The organism is Plantibacter sp. ME-Dv--P-122b, assembly GCF_030209375.1.
In the GTDB taxonomy this organism is placed as follows: Bacteria; Actinomycetota; Actinomycetes; order Actinomycetales; family Microbacteriaceae; genus Plantibacter.
Genome location: NZ_JARVSC010000009.1, coordinates 103,917 through 119,756, shown reverse-complemented (window position 1 = coordinate 119,756; position 15,840 = coordinate 103,917). Strand labels below are relative to the sequence as shown.

The following is a 15,840-nucleotide window of genomic DNA, read 5'->3' as shown; positions in this document are numbered from 1 at the left end:
CATCCCTCCAACCAGATAAGGAGCTCCACCTTGTCACGATCCTTCAGCCGCACGAGCCGGCGCGGCATGGCGGCCCTCGGCCTCGCCCTCGCCGCCGGCCTCGCGCTCAGCGCCTGCTCCCCCTCAGGCGGCTTCGATGACAGCGCGGGCAAGTCGCTCGTCGTCGACGCGTCCTTCGACCTCAAGACCGCCGACCCGAACCGCGAGTACGAGACGACCGGCTCGATCGTCGCGAAGGCGCTCTACGAGACCCTCCTCACGTTCAAGGACGACGACGTCACCACCCCCGTCGACGGCCTCGCGAGCTACGAGATGAACGCCGACAACACGGTGATGACCCTCACGATGAAGGACGGCAAGAAGTTCTCCGACGGCTCCGACGTGACCGTCGACGACGCGGTGTTCTCGCTGCAGCGCGTCCAGGGCGTGAAGGGCAACCCGTCCTTCCTGCTCGACGGCGTCACGATCGAGAAGACCTCGGACACGACCCTCACGCTCACCTCGGCGACGCCGAACCCGGCCCTCCCGTTCATCCTGCCGAACCCGGCCCTCGGCGTCGTGAACAAGAAGGTCGTCGAGGAGAACGGTGGCAGTGCGACCGCCGACGACGCGGCCGAGTCGTTCCTCAACACCACCTCCGCGGGCTCCGGCCCGTACCAGCTCGAGTCCTTCGACGCCGCCTCGCAGGTCGTCTTCACGGCGAACCCCGAGTACACGGGGACCAAGCCCGCGTACGAGCGCGTCGTCCTCCGCAACGTGCAGGGCCCGACCCAGAAGCTCAACGTCGAGGCCGGTGACTCCCAGGTCGCCCTCGACCTCAACCCGGACCAGGTCTCCGAGCTCGACGACTCGAAGGTGAAGATCATCGCGAACCCCTCGCGCTACATGATCTTCCTCATGCTCAACCAGGACCCCGCGATCAGCGACATCACGAGCAACCCGAAGTTCCTCGAGGCCGTCAAGCTCGGTATCGACTACGACAAGATCGTCGACCTCGCCGGCGACGGTTCCGTCCGTCCCGGTGGCTTCATCCCCTCGATCTTCAACGGTGCGCTCGACGCCGCCGACGGCAACCAGTTCGACGCCGATGCGGCGAAGGCGGCCCTCAAGGAGTCTGGCTACGCCGGCGAAGCCGTCACGCTGAACTTCCCGAACGACATCACGGTGCAGGGGCTCTCGCTCCAGAGCATCGCCGAGTCGGTCCAGGCGCAGCTGAAGTCGGTCGGCATCACCATCACGCTGGCCCCGGCTCCGGTCGCCACCGAGCTGGACGCCTACCGCGACGGCAAGGAGACCGTGGGTCTCTGGTACTGGGGCCCGGACTTCCCGGACCCGTCGAACTACCTCGCGTTCACGCCGGGTGAGCTCGTCGGCCTCCGTGCGGGCTGGCCGGCAGGCGCCGACCCGACCGTGACCGACCTCGCGAACGCGGCGCTCGCCGCGACCGACACGGACGCCCGTGCCGCCGCGTACCAGGACCTCCAGAAGGCGCAGAACGCGAGCGGACCGTTCATCCCGCTCCTGCAGCCGGCGCAGAACGTGGTCACCGCGACCACGATCACCGAGGTTCCGCTGAACCCGACGTGGACCGTCGATCTTGCCGGAATCAAGTAGCGTCGCACCGACGACGTCCAGCGCGCGAGCGGGTCTCCACCCGCTCGCGCGCTACCTCGGCATCCGGCTCGGCCTCACGGTCCTCCTGATGTTCGGGGTGACGCTCGTCACCTTCACGCTGACCAACCTCGTCCCCGCGGACCCCGTGCAGGCGGCGCTCGGTGAGCAGGCCGCGGCTGATCCGACGATCGTCGCGCAGTTCCGCGAGAGCGCCGGCCTCGACAAGCCACTGCCCGTGCAGTACGTCACCTACGTCGCGAACCTGTTCCAGGGCGACCTCGGGACCTCGCAGCAGACCCGCGGCGCCGTCGCGGACGAACTCGGTCGCGCCTTCCCGGCCACGGCCGAACTGGCGCTCACCGCCATCGTCATCTCGATCATCATCGGCGTCGGCCTCGGCATGTGGGCCGCGCTGCGCCGGAAGACGATCACCGACCAGGTCATCCGGGTCGTGAGCCTCATCGGTATCTCGGTGCCGTCGTTCTGGCTCGCACTCGTCGTCTACTTCGTGTTCTTCTCCCAGCTGCACTGGTTCCCGGGCTCCGGACGGCTTTCGCCCGCGGCGATCCCGCCGCCGAAGGTCACCGGGATGTACACGATCGACGCGTTGCTCGCCGGCCAGTGGTCGACCTTCGGCGACGCCATCGCCCACCTGATCCTGCCCGCCTCGGTCCTGGCGCTCTACACGATCGGCCTGCTCACCCGGTTCGCGCGGTCGGCGATCCTCGAGGTGCTCGACCTCGACTACGTCCGTGCAGCGCGGGCGAAGGGCCTTCCCGGCCACGTCGTCGTGACCCGGTACGTCCTCCGCGGGGCACTCGTGCCGATCATCACCGTGCTCGGCGTCGCCTTCGGGTCGTTGCTGTCCGGGACGGTCCTCGTCGAGAAGGTGTACTCGTGGCACGGCCTCGGCGAGTACGCGTACTCCGCGGCGACCAAACTCGACCTGCCCGCGATCATGGGCGTCGGGCTCATCGTCGGCTTCGTGTACATCGGCCTGAACTTCCTGGTCGACGTGCTGTACGGCTTCATCGACCCGAGAGTGAGGGTGGCATGACCGACGTCCTCGCCGTCCAGACCAAGCGCAAGGGCCGCCTCCACATCTCGAAGCAGCTGCGCACCCCGCTCGCCGTCGCGGGTGGTGTCATCGTGCTCTTCTGGCTGCTCGTCGCGGTGCTCGCGCCGTGGATCCGGCCGTTCGACCCGCTCGCCCAGGACTTCGACCGGCTGCAGGCCCCGAGTGCCGCGCACTGGTTCGGCACCGACCAGGTGGGCCGCGACGTCCTGTCCCGGGTCGTCAGCGGCGCGCAGGTCTCGATCCCGCTCGCCCTCATGCTCGTGATCTTCGCGATGCTGATCGGTTCGCTCCTCGGGGCGATCGCCGGCTACTTCGGCAAGGCGCTCGACGAGACCATCATGCGGATCGCCGACCTCGTGTTCGCGTTCCCGACGATCATCCTCGCGATGGTCATCGCCGCGGCGCTCGGCCCGAGCCTCACGAACGCCGTCATCGCGATGCTCATCGTGTCGTGGCCGGCGTACGCCCGCGTGACGCGTTCACTCGTCATCGGAGCCAGGGGTGCCGAGTACGTCATCGCCGGTCGTCTGCTCGGCAACGGGCCGTTCACCTCGCTCGGCAAGGACATCCTGCCGAACGTCGTGTCGCCGGTCGTCGTCCTCGCCACACTCGACGTCGGTACGGCCATCCTGCTGCTGTCGGGTCTCTCCTTCCTCGGCCTCGGTGCCGTCCCGCCGACGCCGGACTGGGGTGCGATGGTGTCCGACGGGGTGCAGAACTTCTCCTCCTGGTGGATCGCGGTCTTCCCGGGACTCGCCATCCTCACGGTGGTGCTCGCCTTCAACTTCCTCGGCGACGCCCTCCGCGACGCCCTCGACCCGCGGTCGCAGGAAGCCGTGCAGGGGCGCGCGCTGTGAGCGGCGAGCACGGAGTGACCGATCCGAAAGGACGCGACATGACCCAGTCAGCAGGCGGTGGCGGTGGCGGGATCGTCATCGAGGGGCTCACGCTCGGCTTCGGTCGCGGCGCCGCCGCCAAGCAGATCCTCCGCGGCATCGACCTCGAGGTCCCCGCCGGTCGCATCACGGGGCTGGCCGGTGAGTCGGGGTCCGGCAAGACCATGACCGGGCTCGCGATCTGCGGCCTCCTGCCGGCCGGGGCGGACCTCGGCGGCAGCATCCGCTTCGACGGCACCGAACTCGTGGGGCTCAAGCAGCGCACCATGAACCGGTACCGCGGCACGGAGATCGCGATGATCTTCCAGGACCCGACCGCGAGCCTGCACCCCATGCTCACGGTCGAGGCCCAGCTCGTCGATCACTACCGGCACCACACGGGAGCCTCGAAGGCGGCCGCCCACGCGCGGGCGCTGGAGATGCTCGGCCTCGTCGCCGTCCCGAACCCGGAGGCGGCGCTGCGCAAGTACCCGCACCAGTTCTCGGGCGGGCAGCTGCAGCGCATCGCGATCGCCTCGGCGCTCATGTGCGAGCCGTCCGTGCTCATCGCCGACGAACCGACGACAGCGCTCGACGTCACCGTTCAGGCCGGCATCCTCCGCCTGCTGCGGAAGCTGTGCGACGAGCTCGGGATCGCGATCATCCTCGTCACCCACGACCTCGGGGTGATGTCGGCGCTCGCCGACACGATCGCGGTCATGCGGCTCGGCGAGATCGTCGAGCACGGCAGTCGGTACCAGGTCATCACCGATCCGCAGCACGAGTACACCAAGGCGCTCATCGACGCGCTGCCCGACACGGGAACGGAGGCGGCGTCATGACGCTGCTGCACCTCGACGACGTCCATGTGACGTACAAGCTGCCCGGTCGTGGCACGCTGAACGCGGTCGACGGCGTGAGCTTCGACCTCGAACCGCGACAGGTGCTCGGGCTGGTGGGGGAGTCGGGCTGCGGCAAGTCGACCCTCGCGCGAGCGGTCTGCGGGCTGGAACCGACCTCGGGTGGCGCGATCACGTTCAACGGGACGCCGATCGGCAAGCTGGGTCTCCGGAAGCGCGCACCGGAGCTGTTGCGGATCCAGATGGTCTTCCAGAACCCGTACGCCTCGCTCAACCCGCGCCGCACGATCGGGAGCCAGATCGAGGACGGCCTCCGGGTCAACCCGGTGCGCGACGCGTGGGACGTCGGTCAGCTGCTGGAGCACGTCGAGCTCGACGCCGCCAGCCGCACCCGCTACCCGCACCAGTTCTCGGGTGGCCAGCGACAGCGCATCGCGATCGCACGAGCCATCGCGGCGGGTCCCGAACTGCTCATCGGTGACGAGCCGATCGCGTCGCTCGACGCCTCCCTGCAGGCACGGGTGGCGAAGCTCATGCGGAAGCTCGCGGTCGAGACGGGCGCGGCGCTCCTCTTCATCAGTCACGACCTGTCCGTCGTCCGGGTCATCGCGGACGACGTGGCGGTCATGAGCGCCGGTCGCATCGTCGAATACGGTCCGGTCGACCGCGTCTGGTCCGACCCGCAGGACGCCTACACGCAGCGGCTCCTCGCGGCGATCCCGGTCGTCGACGGACTCGGCACCCTCCCGGGCGCCTAGCCGGACCTCTGCTCCGTCCCTGTCTCAGGAGCGTCTCGGCGTGTCGGGTCCCCCGCGCTCGACACGCCGAGGCGTTCCTGAGACAGGGAACCGGTCAGCGGAGGGTCGGCGGGCCGACGGGGCCGGGGGAGTCGTCGATGAACGGGCGGTCGATCGTCTCCCGGACGAGCAGTTCGAGGAGCCGGAACGCCCCGACCGCTGCGAGCTGGACGAGGAGGAGTGGCCCGAGGAGCGCACCCGCGTACGGCAACCAGACGAGGAGTCTCCGCTCCTCCCGCCAGCATACGGCGAGGACCGCGGGTGCCACCGCGAGACCGAGCCACCCGGGTGTCGGAGCGCCGAGCACGGGCGTGACGAGTCCGATCGTCGCGACCCAGACGGCCAGGACCCCGAGGACCGACTGTCCGATCAGCACGGCGGCGACGCCTGGAGCGTGCCTGACGTACCGCTCGACCGACACGACGGCCCACATGAGCCAGGCCCGGAGGAGCGGCACCCGCTGGTGGCGGAGGCCGACGCGGAACTGTCTGTCGTCCTCGAGACGCTGCTCGAGTGCCTGGTCCGGCGGGAGCCCGAGTGCGAGGAGTGCCCGGTGGTCGTGCACGACGGCCGGCGCGGACTGCCGGCCGTAGCTGCCGATGAAGCTCCACAGGACGCCCGGGACGGACGCGAGGTCGGTCCATCCCTCCGCGCGGTCGCCGTCGCGCCCGTCGTCGGACGCCGGTGCCCACACGACGGGACCGTCCGGGGCGTGCTCCTGGAACCCGATCCGCCGCTCGAGCCGGAAGCGGCGTCCGGTCGGGGGGATCTGCGCCAGATCGATCCGCTGCAGCGGCTGCTCATCGTCGTCGAGGTAGGGCATGCGGACATCCTCCCGCAGCCCACCGTCAGGTGTGAGTCCCCTGGATGTCGGCCTCTGACCTTGCTCACGAGTTTCCCGCGTCGTAGCGTGGCGTTCCGTTGCCGTTCAACCGAGTCTGGTCAGATGGTCAAACAGCTGCGATGCGGTTCGGAGAGCATCGCTCGAACGAGAGTTGTCACGTGAGTCTTCGCACGGCCGAGTACCCGAGGCCCGATCACTTCCTGCTCCATGTGAGCGACACGCACCTCCTCGCCGGTGGGGGGAGCCTCTACGACAGCGTCGACAGTGAGACGCACCTGCGTCACCTGTTCGCCGAGTTCGAGGCGTCCGGCGGTCGGCCCGAAGCGATCGTCTTCACGGGCGACCTCGCCGACAAGGGCGAACCCGACGCGTACGACCGCATCCGCTCGATCGTCGAGCCGGTCGCCGAGCGCCTCGGATCGCAGGTCATCTGGGTGATGGGCAACCACGACGACCGCCAGGCGTTCCGGGCCGGGCTGTTCGGTGAGGTGCCGACCACCCGCCCGGTCGACCGCGTGTACGACGTCAACGGCCTCCGCGTCATCACCCTCGACTCGAGCGTCCCCGGGCACCACCACGGTGAGGTGTCGGACGAGCAGCTCGACTGGCTCGCCGAGGAACTCTCGACGAAGGCGCCCCACGGCACGATCCTCGCGATGCACCACCCGCCCGTCCCGAGTGTGCTCGACCTCGCCGTGAGCGTCGAGCTGCGCGATCAGGCGAAGCTCGCCGAAGTGCTCGAGGGGTCCGACGTCCGGAGCATCATCGCCGGGCACCTGCACTACTCGTCGACCGCGACCTTCGCCGGCATCCCCGTCTCCGTAGCGTCGGCCACCTGCTACACGCAGGACCTCAACGTGCCCGTCGGCGGGACCCGTGGTCGCGACGGCGCGCGGGCCTTCAACCTCGTCCACGTCTACGGCAAGACGGTCCTGCACTCGGTGGTGCCGCTGGGGGAGACCCCGCCGCTGCACTACATCGACGCAGAGGAGAGTGCGCGCCTCCTCGCTCGCGACGGCATCGAGCTGCCCGTGTCCGACACGGTGCCCGTGCAGCCGGAGCCGCCGCTGACGATGCCGATCGGCGTCCTGGTCTAGCGACCGTCGTCCCTGAGGCAGCCCCGGTCCCTGAACTCCCCCTCCGGTCCCTGAGCTCCCCTTCCGGTTCCTGAGCTTGTCGAAGGGCGGCAGCCGGCAGGGTACCGCAGCCCGGCGGGTCCGCCGTTCCGGGAGCCTCGCTGGTCCGACGCGCCTATCGTGGACGGATGACCTCCCCAGAAGCACCCCGCACCGCACTCGTCGTCGGCGCCAGCGGCATCACCGGTTCCGCGATCGTGTCGCAGCTCCTCGAGGACGGCGGCTGGCGGATCCTCGCCCTCGCTCGCCGCGCGCCGGCGGCCCACCCGCAGGTCGAACACGTCGCGGCCGACCTCCGGGACGCGGACGACCTCGCGCGCGCGCTCGGCGGCACCGGCGTCACCCACGTGTTCTTCACCGCTTGGTCGCGCCAGGACACCGAGGCCGAGAACATCCGCGTCAACGGCGGCATGGTGCGCGACCTCCTGGCCGCCCTCTCCGCCGAGCCCGTTCAGCACGTCGCCCTGGTCACCGGCTTGAAGCACTACCTCGGCCCGTTCGAGGCCTATGCGGCGGGCGAGATGCCCGACACCCCGTTCCACGAGGACGAGGACCGGCTGGACACGCCCAACTTCTACTACGAGCAGGAGGACGAGCTCTTCGCCGCGGCCGCGCGAGCGGGGTTCACCTGGTCGGTGCACCGTTCCCACACCGTGATCGGGCACGCGGTCGGCAACGCGATGAACATGGCGTCCACGCTCGCGGTGCAGGCGGCGCTCTGCAAACGGCTCGACCGACCGTTCGTGTTCCCCGGTTCTGAGACCCAGTGGAACGGCCTCACCGACATGACCGACGCCGGCCTCCTCGCCGAGCAGATGCTCTGGGCGGCGACCTCACCGGCCGGTGCGGACGAGGCGTTCAACATCGTCAACGGCGACGTCTTCCGCTGGCGCTGGATGTGGCCCCGACTGGCGGCTCACCTCGGCGTCGAGCCCGAGGGCTTCGACACCGCGCCGCGCCCGCTCGAACAGCAGATGGCGGGAATCGAGGGCACCTGGGCCGAGCTGGTGGCCGAACACGGTCTCGTCGAGGCCGACCTCTCGCGCGTGGCGTCGTGGTGGCACACCGACGGCGACCTCGGCCGGGACATCGAGGTCGTCACCGACATGAGCAAGAGCCGACTCGCCGGCTTCACCGGCTATCGCCGGACGCTCGATGCATTCACCGCGATCTTCGACCGCCTCCGCGAGGAGCGCATCGTCCCCTGAGTACCCCGGCCTCCAGGCCCTGAGGGCCCGTCCGGCCCCCGAGCGCCCATCCCGGTCCCTGAGCTTGTCGAACGGTGGCGACCGTCCCGGTCCCTGAGCTTGTCGAAGGGCCGCACTTCGACAAGCTCAGTGACCGGGTGACGTCCTCGGGGAACGAAGGGCGGTCAGCTGAGCTTGGCGGGCTCGACCTCCAGCGCGGTCGGCACGGCAGCCTCGCGCTCCCACGGTGCCGGGAACGGGAAGTACCGCTCGAGGAAGTCGATCACCGCGGTGGTGCGCTGCTCCACCGAGATCTCCGGGCGGCTGCCGTCGTTCAGGCAGAACATGTCCTGGTCGCGTCGCTTGAGGAGTCGCTCCATCTGCCCGAGCGACTGCTTCAGCGTCGTCTCGATGTAGCGGACCTTCGCCTGGGTCTGCTGCACCGCGCGACCCGTCATGAGGCCGTAGTAGTGGTAGAACGAGTTCGTCACCGAGATGTTGTCGGCCGCACGGAAGGCGCTGTGGGCGGTCGCGCGGAACTCCTCGGCGAACTCCTGCTCCATCTCCGCCATGATGCTCCGGCGGAGGGGCGCGGCGCAGTGCTCGAGGTGACGGGTGGTGACGCGTCCGAAGCGCTCGTGCAGGAGCCGACGGTTCACGCGGGCCGCGTTCTCGAAGCCGCTGCGGGAGGGGTCGTTCGCCCCGAGGCCGATGCGGGTGGTCGCCTCGACGAACTTGCTGATGCCGCCCGGCGAGAAGAACAGCTCGGGGCTGATCGGTCGGCCGAGGAACATGTCGTCGTTGGAGTAGAGGAAGTGCTCCGACAGCCCCTCGATGCGGTGGAGCTGGCTCTCGACGGCCATGGAGTTGTGCGTCGGCAGGGCGTCGAGGTCGCGGAAGAACTCCTCGCTGCGCACGATGGTGACCTTCGGGTGCTCGGCCAGCCATTCGGGCGCGGGGGAGTCGGTCGCGATGAAGATGCGCCGGATCCACGGGGCGAAGGTGTGCACGCTGCGGAGGGCGTACTTGAGCTCGTTGATCTGGCGGAAGCGGGCGTCGGAGTCGTCGCCGTCGCCGACGACGTAGCTCTGCATCCGCTTGGCGCGGGCGCGCTGGAACTCCTCGGAGGAGCCGTCCACCCACGAGAAGACGAGGTCGATGTCGAAGGTGACGTCGCTCGCGAGCGCGCCGAACATGTGCTCGAGCGTCCGCCAGCTGCGGCCGTAGCGTTCGACGGTCGTCTCGACGGCCTCCGTCCGCGGCATGTACGTCCGCATGAGGACGTTCTCCACGGGCGCGGTGATCTCCTCGTCGCCGAAGCGCCAGAGTTCGAGCTGCAGCGCGGTCTCCATGCCGTAGCGGAGGCGGCCGAGTGGTTCGATGCGCGGTCGGTACAGCCGGAACACCTCCGCCTTGCGGGCGCCGGTGAGCAGGCCGTCGGCGAGGAGGTGCGGATCACCGGCCGGCTTCACCGACGACATGCGTGCCTTGAGCGGCACGCTGTAGAAGGGCTCATCGGCGAACGCCTCCGCGAGTGCGGTCTGCAGGCGCTTGCGCAGGGAGCGGTCGACGACGATCACGGGGCGGTCGTGCTCGCCCCGGATGAGGAGGTACTCGATCTCGGCCGCGTCGAGCACGTCGGCGACGGCGAGGAGGTCCTCGACCATCGACTGCTGCGGGGTCAGGTGACCGTTGATGAGGGTGTAGACGCCCTTGCGCTGCACGACGTCGGGGCGGTCGAAGCGCTGGGATCGTGAGCCACCGGTGACGAGGACGAGCTCAGGGGCGGTGGTGAACGGGAGTTCCGGCGGAATCGGGTCCTTCACGGTACTGGTGAAGGCCGTCGGTGCCTGAGTGCCGACGGTTGGCCGCTGGTCGTCGAGTTCGTTCGTGATCGTGTCCGCCTCTGGTCTGCTGGGGAGTGGGTTCCTCGTTATTGTACGGCCGTCGCCCGGGACCGCTCGCGGCTTGACTGCGACGGGGTCGCAGGCGGCGTCCGGGTACGATTGACCCCATGGTGAGCGTGGCGGAATCCTTGGTGCGCCTGCAGGACCTGGCCTCGTCGCCCGTGGTCGCTCGGGTGGCGTCGGCGTTCGCCGAAGCCGGGTACGAACTGGCCCTCGTCGGTGGACCGGTTCGCGATGCGATGCTCGGTCGCACCGTGAGCGACCTCGACTTCACGTCGAACGCCTCGCCCGACCAGATCCTCGCGGTCCTCAAGCCGATGGCGAGCGCCTGGTGGGACGTCGGCCGCGACTTCGGGACGATCGGCGCGAAGGTCACCGTCACCGACGACGACGGCGTCGAGCACGCCGACACGGTCGAGATCACCACCTATCGGGCCGACGCCTACGACGGCGTGACCCGCAAGCCGGTCGTCGCGTTCGGCGACACCCTCGAAGACGATCTGCGCCGGCGCGACTTCACCGTCAACTCGATGGCGCTCCGCATCCCCGAGATCACCCTCGTCGACCCGTCCGGCGGCGTCGAGGACCTCGTCGCCCACCTGCTGCGGACGCCGAGCTCGCCCGAGGTCTCCTTCGGCGACGACCCGCTGCGCATGCTCCGGGCCGCGCGGTTCGCCTCGCAGCTCGGCTTCCGGCCCACCGACGACGTGATCGAGGCCATGGAGGAGCGTCGCGAGACCATCTCCATCGTGAGCCCCGAGCGCATCCAGGCCGAGCTCGGCAAGCTGCTCGCGACCGACCACCCGCGTGCGGGCCTCGAACTCCTCGTCGACACCGGCATCGCCGAGCTCGTGCTGCCCGAGCTGCCCGCCCTCCGGCTGGAGCCCGACGAGCACCACCACCACAAGGACGTCTACCAGCACTCGCTCACCGTGCTCGAGCAGGCGATCGGCTACGAGCACTCGCGGCACCCCGGCGAGGCGCCCGACCTCGTCCTGCGTTGGGCGGCGCTGCTCCACGACATCGGCAAGCCGGCGACGAAGAAGACCGGCCCCGGCGCCGCCGTCACCTTCTACCACCACGACCTCGTGGGAGCGAAGCTGGCGAAGAAGCGCCTCACCGCACTCCGCTACGACGGCGACACGATCAAGAGCGTCGCGCGGCTCGTCGAACTGCACATGCGGTTCTTCGGCTACTCCGAGGGTGTGTGGGCCGACTCCGCGGTGCGACGCTACGTCCGCGACGCCGGTCCGCTGCTCGAGCGGCTGCACATGCTGGTCCGCGCCGACGTGACGACCCGCAACCGGCGCAAGGCCGACCGCCTCGGCTTCGCCTACGACGACCTCGAGCAGCGCATCGTCGAGCTCCAGGAGCAGGAGGAGCTCGAGTCCGTCCGGCCCGACCTCGACGGCAACCGCATCCAGGAGGTGCTCGGCATCGCACCCGGTCGCGAGGTCGGCGAGGCGTACCGCTGGTTGCTGGAGCTGCGCCTCGACGAGGGCCCGCTCGGCGAGGAGGAGGCCACCCGCCGCCTCCTCGACTGGTGGTCCTCCCGGTGACCGCCCCACCTGCCCGCGAACTGTCACAAACGCACAATCAGACGGCGTCGCACTGACCGTTTCTGACAGCTCGCGGGCGTTCAGACTGAACTGCTAGCCTCCCTGAGGTTCACGGAACGAAGGATTCTCATGCTCAAGCGCCACGCCGCCCTCGCGATCGCGGCCGCCTCCGCCCTGATGCTGAGCGGTTGCTCCGCCGGATCCACGGAGCGCACGACCGTCACCGTGCGCGTCTGGGATTCCGCCGTCGCCGACGCCTACGAGACCTCGTTCGCCGCCTTCGAGCGCGAGAACCCCGACATCCGCGTCCGCGTCGACGTCGTCGAATGGGCGGACTACTGGACGAAGCTCCGTACCGACGTCGCGGCGGACACCGCTCCCGATGTCTTCTGGTTGAACAACTCCTACCTCGCCGGATACGCGGACAGCGGGAGCGTCCTCGACGTCGGGCAGACGCTCGGCAAGGACGCCTCGAAGGACTGGGCGCCGAGCGTGGTCAGCCAGTTCACGAGGAACGACAAGCTCTGGGCCGTCCCGCAGCTGTCCGACGCCGGCATCGCGGTCTACTACAACGCCGACCTCCTCGACGCGGCCGGCGTGAAACCCGCCGACCTCGAGGACGCGACCTGGTCGCCCGACGCGACGAAGGACACCTTCCTGCCCTTGGCGAAGAAGCTGACGAAGGACGCGGCCGGGGTCTCGGCCGACCAGCCCGGCTTCAACCCGGCGGCGCCCGCCACCTACGGCACCGGCCTCGGGTACGACCTGCAGGCCGTGCTCCTGCCGTTCATCGGCTCGAACGGCGGCAAGTACCAGGACGGCGACGACTTCGCGTTCAACGACCCGAAGACGAGCGAGTCCGTGAGCTACCTCGTCAACGCGATCAACGGCGCCAAGGTCGCCCCGCCGGCCGCCTCCACGAACGCCGACGGCGACTTCGCCCGCGACGCCTTCCTCCAGGGCAAGGTCGCCATGTTCCAGTCGGGGCTCTACAGCCTGAAGGCCGTGCACGACGGCGCCGACTTCCGCTGGGGTGTCGCAGAGCTCCCGGCCGGCCCTGCGGGCAAGGTCAGCGTCACGAACGGGATCGCCGCAGCGGGCAACGCGGCCACGAAGCACCCCGACCAGGTGAAGAAGGTGCTCGCCTGGCTGGGTAGCGCCGAGGGCAACGCACCCGTCGGTGCGTCCGGCTCGGCGGTCCCCGCCGTGACCGCGGCTCAGAAGCAGTACTTCGACTACTGGAAGGGTCAGGACGTCGACGTGCAGCCCTTCTTCGACGTGATCGCCGACGACGCGAAGACCATCGCGCCGCCGACGGGTGCCGGGTACGCGAAGGGACTCGCCGCCTACGACCCGATCTTCAAGGAGATCTTCGCCGGCACGACGCCGGTGGCCGACGGTCTCAAGAAGGCGCAGGAGGCGGCCAACGCCGCCATCAACGACTGAGTCGCCGACGACGACCCGGGCACTCGGCGGTCAGTCGGGGCTCACGAGGTGGCGACGGCCGGCCCGGAATCGTGGGCGGCACGAGCGTCTCCGGCGAGCCGCTCGCTGACGCGACCGTATCCGGAGCCGATGTGCCGCTCGATCGTCTCGTCGATGGCTGCCGTCCGCCGTTCGTGGAGCAGGTCGAGGAGCTCGGTGTGCTCCTGCACGATGATGCTGTGGTAATCGTCCACTTTCACGCGTCGCGTGAGGAGGAAGAGCGCGACCTGCCACTTGATCGCCTGCCAGGCGGTGTAGAGCCGCGAATGGTCCGCGAGGAGGAAGACCTGGTCGTGGAAGTCGATGTCGAGTCGGACGAGCTTGGCCTTCTGATCCGTCTCGACCGCGACCCGCATCTCCTCGATGATGGCGCGCATGGCGGCCACCTCGTCGTCACCGGCACGCTCGATCGCGCGCGACCAGGCGAGTCGTTCGAGCGCGGTCCGCAGCGTGGACAGCTCGAGGAAGTCCTGAGGCGACAGCGTGACCACCGACGCGCCCTTGTAGGGCAGTGACACGACGAGGCCCTCCTGCTCGAGGTGGAGCAGTGCTTCCCGGACCGGCGCGCGACTGACTCCGAGCGTCGTCGAGAGGTTCACCTCGCTCAGGCGTTCCCCTTGGACGAGGCGACCCTCCAGGATCGCCTCCCGCAGCTCGTTGACCGCGGCCCCTGTCAACCCGGTTCGTTCGAGAGTTTCCATGCCCGAATCCTAGCTCAACACATTCCTTCTTGTCGATTGTCGACAGTGTGCAGTCTGTGATATCGTCCACCAACAGCACATGAACGTTCCGTCGGCGGCTCGCTTCCTCAGGAGGTCCGGCACAACCCTGACAGGAGTACTCAGTGAAGAAGACACTGCGAGGCGCGCTGCTCGGTGCAGCGCTCGCGGTCGCCCTGACGGCGTGTAGCGCCGGCGGTGCGGGCGGCGGCAGCACCTCCGCCGCAGGCGGCGACCCCAAGTACGGCGGCACGATCACGACCGCCGCCGCATCCGACCCCGAGACCTTCGACCCGGCCGTCTGCACGGGCGCGACGTGTTGGAACATGATGCGGATGATGTTCGACCGCATGTACGACTACGACCGCGACACCAGTGAGCTGAAGCTCCAGGCGGCCGAGTCCTTCCCGGAGGTGAGCGACGACGGCCTCACCTACACGATGAAGCTCAAGGAGGGACTCACCTTCAGCAACGGCGACCCGCTCACAGCCAAGGACGTCGCCTACTCCTACGCACGCGTCCTCGACCCCGCCACGAAGGCGGGCCTCGCCGAGTTCTGGCGCGGCATCGCCGGCGCCGAGGAGTACGCCGCGAACCCGACCGGACTCCCGAGCGGCATCGAGGTCGTCGACGATCAGACCCTGAAGATCTCGCTGACGACGCCCAACTCCTCGTTCAAGTACATCCTCGCCATGCCCGCCGGCTCGATCATCCCCGAGGGCAGCGGCGGCACCGTCGCGACCGAGCCCATCGGCTCCGGGCCGTTCACGCTGAACACCTTCAGCGCGGGCAAGGAGATCACGCTCGATCGCAACCCCGACTACTGGGACTCCCCGCGTCCGTACGCCGACCACATCCGCATGATCCTCGGCGTCGACCCCGACAACCAGGTCCTCATGCTGCAGAAGGGTGACATCGACCTGATGGGCAGCCCGATCCCGCCCGCGAAGTTCATCCAGGTCACCTCGGACCCGAAGCTCAAGGACCAGCTCGTCGAGATCGAGAAGCCGAGCACCTACTACCTCACGATGAACGTCAACACGGCTCCCTTCGACAACCCGAAGGTCCGTGAGGCCGTCTCCCTCGCCTTCGACCGGAAGGCGCTGCTCAAGCTCGTCAACGGTCAGGGCTCGGCGGCCACCGAGTTCATCCCGCCGAAGGTCCTCGGCTACACGGGCGACGAGATGACCCACGAGCAGGACGTCGAGAAGGCCAAGGAGCTGCTCGCGGAGGCGGGCTTCGCCGACGGCATCTCGACCGACATGTACGCCTGGAACGTCCCGCCCTTCTCGGCCCTTGCGCCGCAGATGCAGCAGGACCTCAAGGCCATCGGGATCGACGTGAACCTGCAGACGCTCGCCCCGAACACCTTCAGTGAGTTGGCTGGAGCCGGCAAGGCACCGCTCGCCCTGACGTTCTGGGTGGCCGACTACCCGGAGGGTTCGGACTTCCTGCAGGCACTCATGTCGTGCGCGTCGGCGGTCCCACAGGGCCACAACTACGCGTACTACTGCAACCCGGAGATGGACGAGCTGGTCGCCCAGGCGCTCGCCGAGACCGACCCGGACGCGGCCACCGCGAAGTACGAGGAGGCGTCGAAGCTCATGCTCGCGGACAACCCGATCGTGCCGCTGTACTTCGGCACCAAGACCGAGCTCCACAGCACCGGCATCGAGGGGTACTTCCCGCAGCCGATCTGGGGCTGGGACATGGCCGAGTACTGGAAGTCGGACGGCACCGCCAAGCGGTAACCGCAGCCGGTCCACCCCACCCGGCGCA

General features: G+C 69.1%; 13 protein-coding genes. 10 read left to right on the top strand and 3 right to left on the bottom strand.

From position 1 onward, the window contains the following. Positions 1 to 30: 30 nt before the first annotated feature. Genes QRN19_RS15515 through QRN19_RS15495 form a run of 5 tightly spaced genes read left to right on the top strand, consistent with a single transcriptional unit; the run spans position 31 to position 5,185 of the window. Entirely contained in the window at positions 31 to 1,614 is a 1,584-nt protein-coding gene (locus QRN19_RS15515) for an ABC transporter substrate-binding protein (RefSeq protein ID WP_285028078.1), read from the top strand. Beyond that, entirely contained in the window at positions 1,598 to 2,671 is a 1,074-nt protein-coding gene (locus QRN19_RS15510; RefSeq protein ID WP_228501403.1) for an ABC transporter permease, read from the top strand. The genes QRN19_RS15515 and QRN19_RS15510 overlap by 17 nt, the downstream gene beginning before the upstream one ends. Continuing rightward, entirely contained in the window at positions 2,668 to 3,549 is an 882-nt protein-coding gene (locus QRN19_RS15505) for an ABC transporter permease (RefSeq protein WP_285028075.1), read from the top strand. The genes QRN19_RS15510 and QRN19_RS15505 overlap by 4 nt, the downstream gene beginning before the upstream one ends. Positions 3,550 to 3,587: 38 nt before the next feature. Further along, on the top strand, positions 3,588 to 4,409 hold the full coding sequence (locus QRN19_RS15500; RefSeq protein ID WP_285028073.1) for an ABC transporter ATP-binding protein: 822 nt from the start codon (positions 3,588 to 3,590) through the stop codon (positions 4,407 to 4,409). After that, the gene (locus QRN19_RS15495; RefSeq protein WP_285028071.1) at positions 4,406 to 5,185 is read left to right on the top strand and encodes an ABC transporter ATP-binding protein; all 780 of its coding nucleotides are present in this window, start codon (positions 4,406 to 4,408) and stop codon (positions 5,183 to 5,185) included. The genes QRN19_RS15500 and QRN19_RS15495 overlap by 4 nt, the downstream gene beginning before the upstream one ends. 94 nt (positions 5,186 to 5,279) lie before the next feature. Here the strand turns inward: QRN19_RS15495 and QRN19_RS15490 are convergent, their stop codons facing one another. Continuing rightward, entirely contained in the window at positions 5,280 to 6,047 is a 768-nt protein-coding gene (locus QRN19_RS15490; RefSeq protein WP_285028070.1) for a DUF1353 domain-containing protein, read from the bottom strand. A 179-nt stretch (positions 6,048 to 6,226) separates the two neighbouring features. Between QRN19_RS15490 and QRN19_RS15485 the strand changes: the two genes are divergently transcribed. Continuing rightward, complete coding sequence (locus QRN19_RS15485; protein ID WP_285028069.1) at positions 6,227 to 7,165, top strand: phosphodiesterase; 939 nt, start codon at positions 6,227 to 6,229, stop codon at positions 7,163 to 7,165. Positions 7,166 to 7,332: 167 nt separating this feature from the next. Continuing rightward, positions 7,333 to 8,412: an SDR family oxidoreductase gene (locus QRN19_RS15480; protein ID WP_285028067.1), complete on the top strand. Its 1,080-nt coding sequence runs from the start codon at positions 7,333 to 7,335 to the stop codon at positions 8,410 to 8,412. A 164-nt stretch (positions 8,413 to 8,576) separates the two neighbouring features. On the opposite strand, the gene QRN19_RS15475 is transcribed toward QRN19_RS15480, so the two are convergent. Beyond that, positions 8,577 to 10,217 (bottom strand): stealth family protein, encoded by a 1,641-nt coding sequence (locus QRN19_RS15475; protein WP_285028066.1) that lies wholly within the window; start codon positions 10,215 to 10,217, stop codon positions 8,577 to 8,579. Between the two features lie 188 nt (positions 10,218 to 10,405). Between QRN19_RS15475 and QRN19_RS15470 the strand changes: the two genes are divergently transcribed. After that, positions 10,406 to 11,857, top strand: a complete 1,452-nt coding sequence (locus tag QRN19_RS15470) for a CCA tRNA nucleotidyltransferase (protein WP_285028065.1) — start codon at positions 10,406 to 10,408, stop codon at positions 11,855 to 11,857. Between the two features lie 129 nt (positions 11,858 to 11,986). After that, the gene (locus QRN19_RS15465) at positions 11,987 to 13,303 is read left to right on the top strand and encodes an ABC transporter substrate-binding protein (RefSeq protein WP_285028064.1); all 1,317 of its coding nucleotides are present in this window, start codon (positions 11,987 to 11,989) and stop codon (positions 13,301 to 13,303) included. Positions 13,304 to 13,344: 41 nt separating this feature from the next. On the opposite strand, the gene QRN19_RS15460 is transcribed toward QRN19_RS15465, so the two are convergent. After that, positions 13,345 to 14,043, bottom strand: coding sequence for a GntR family transcriptional regulator (locus tag QRN19_RS15460; RefSeq protein ID WP_285028060.1), 699 nt, complete (start codon positions 14,041 to 14,043; stop codon positions 13,345 to 13,347). Positions 14,044 to 14,186: 143 nt separating this feature from the next. Here QRN19_RS15460 and QRN19_RS15455 point away from each other — a divergent pair, with 143 nt between their 5' ends. Then, positions 14,187 to 15,812, top strand: coding sequence for an ABC transporter substrate-binding protein (locus QRN19_RS15455; protein WP_285028057.1), 1,626 nt, complete (start codon positions 14,187 to 14,189; stop codon positions 15,810 to 15,812). The last annotated feature ends 28 nt before the right edge of the window (positions 15,813 to 15,840 follow it).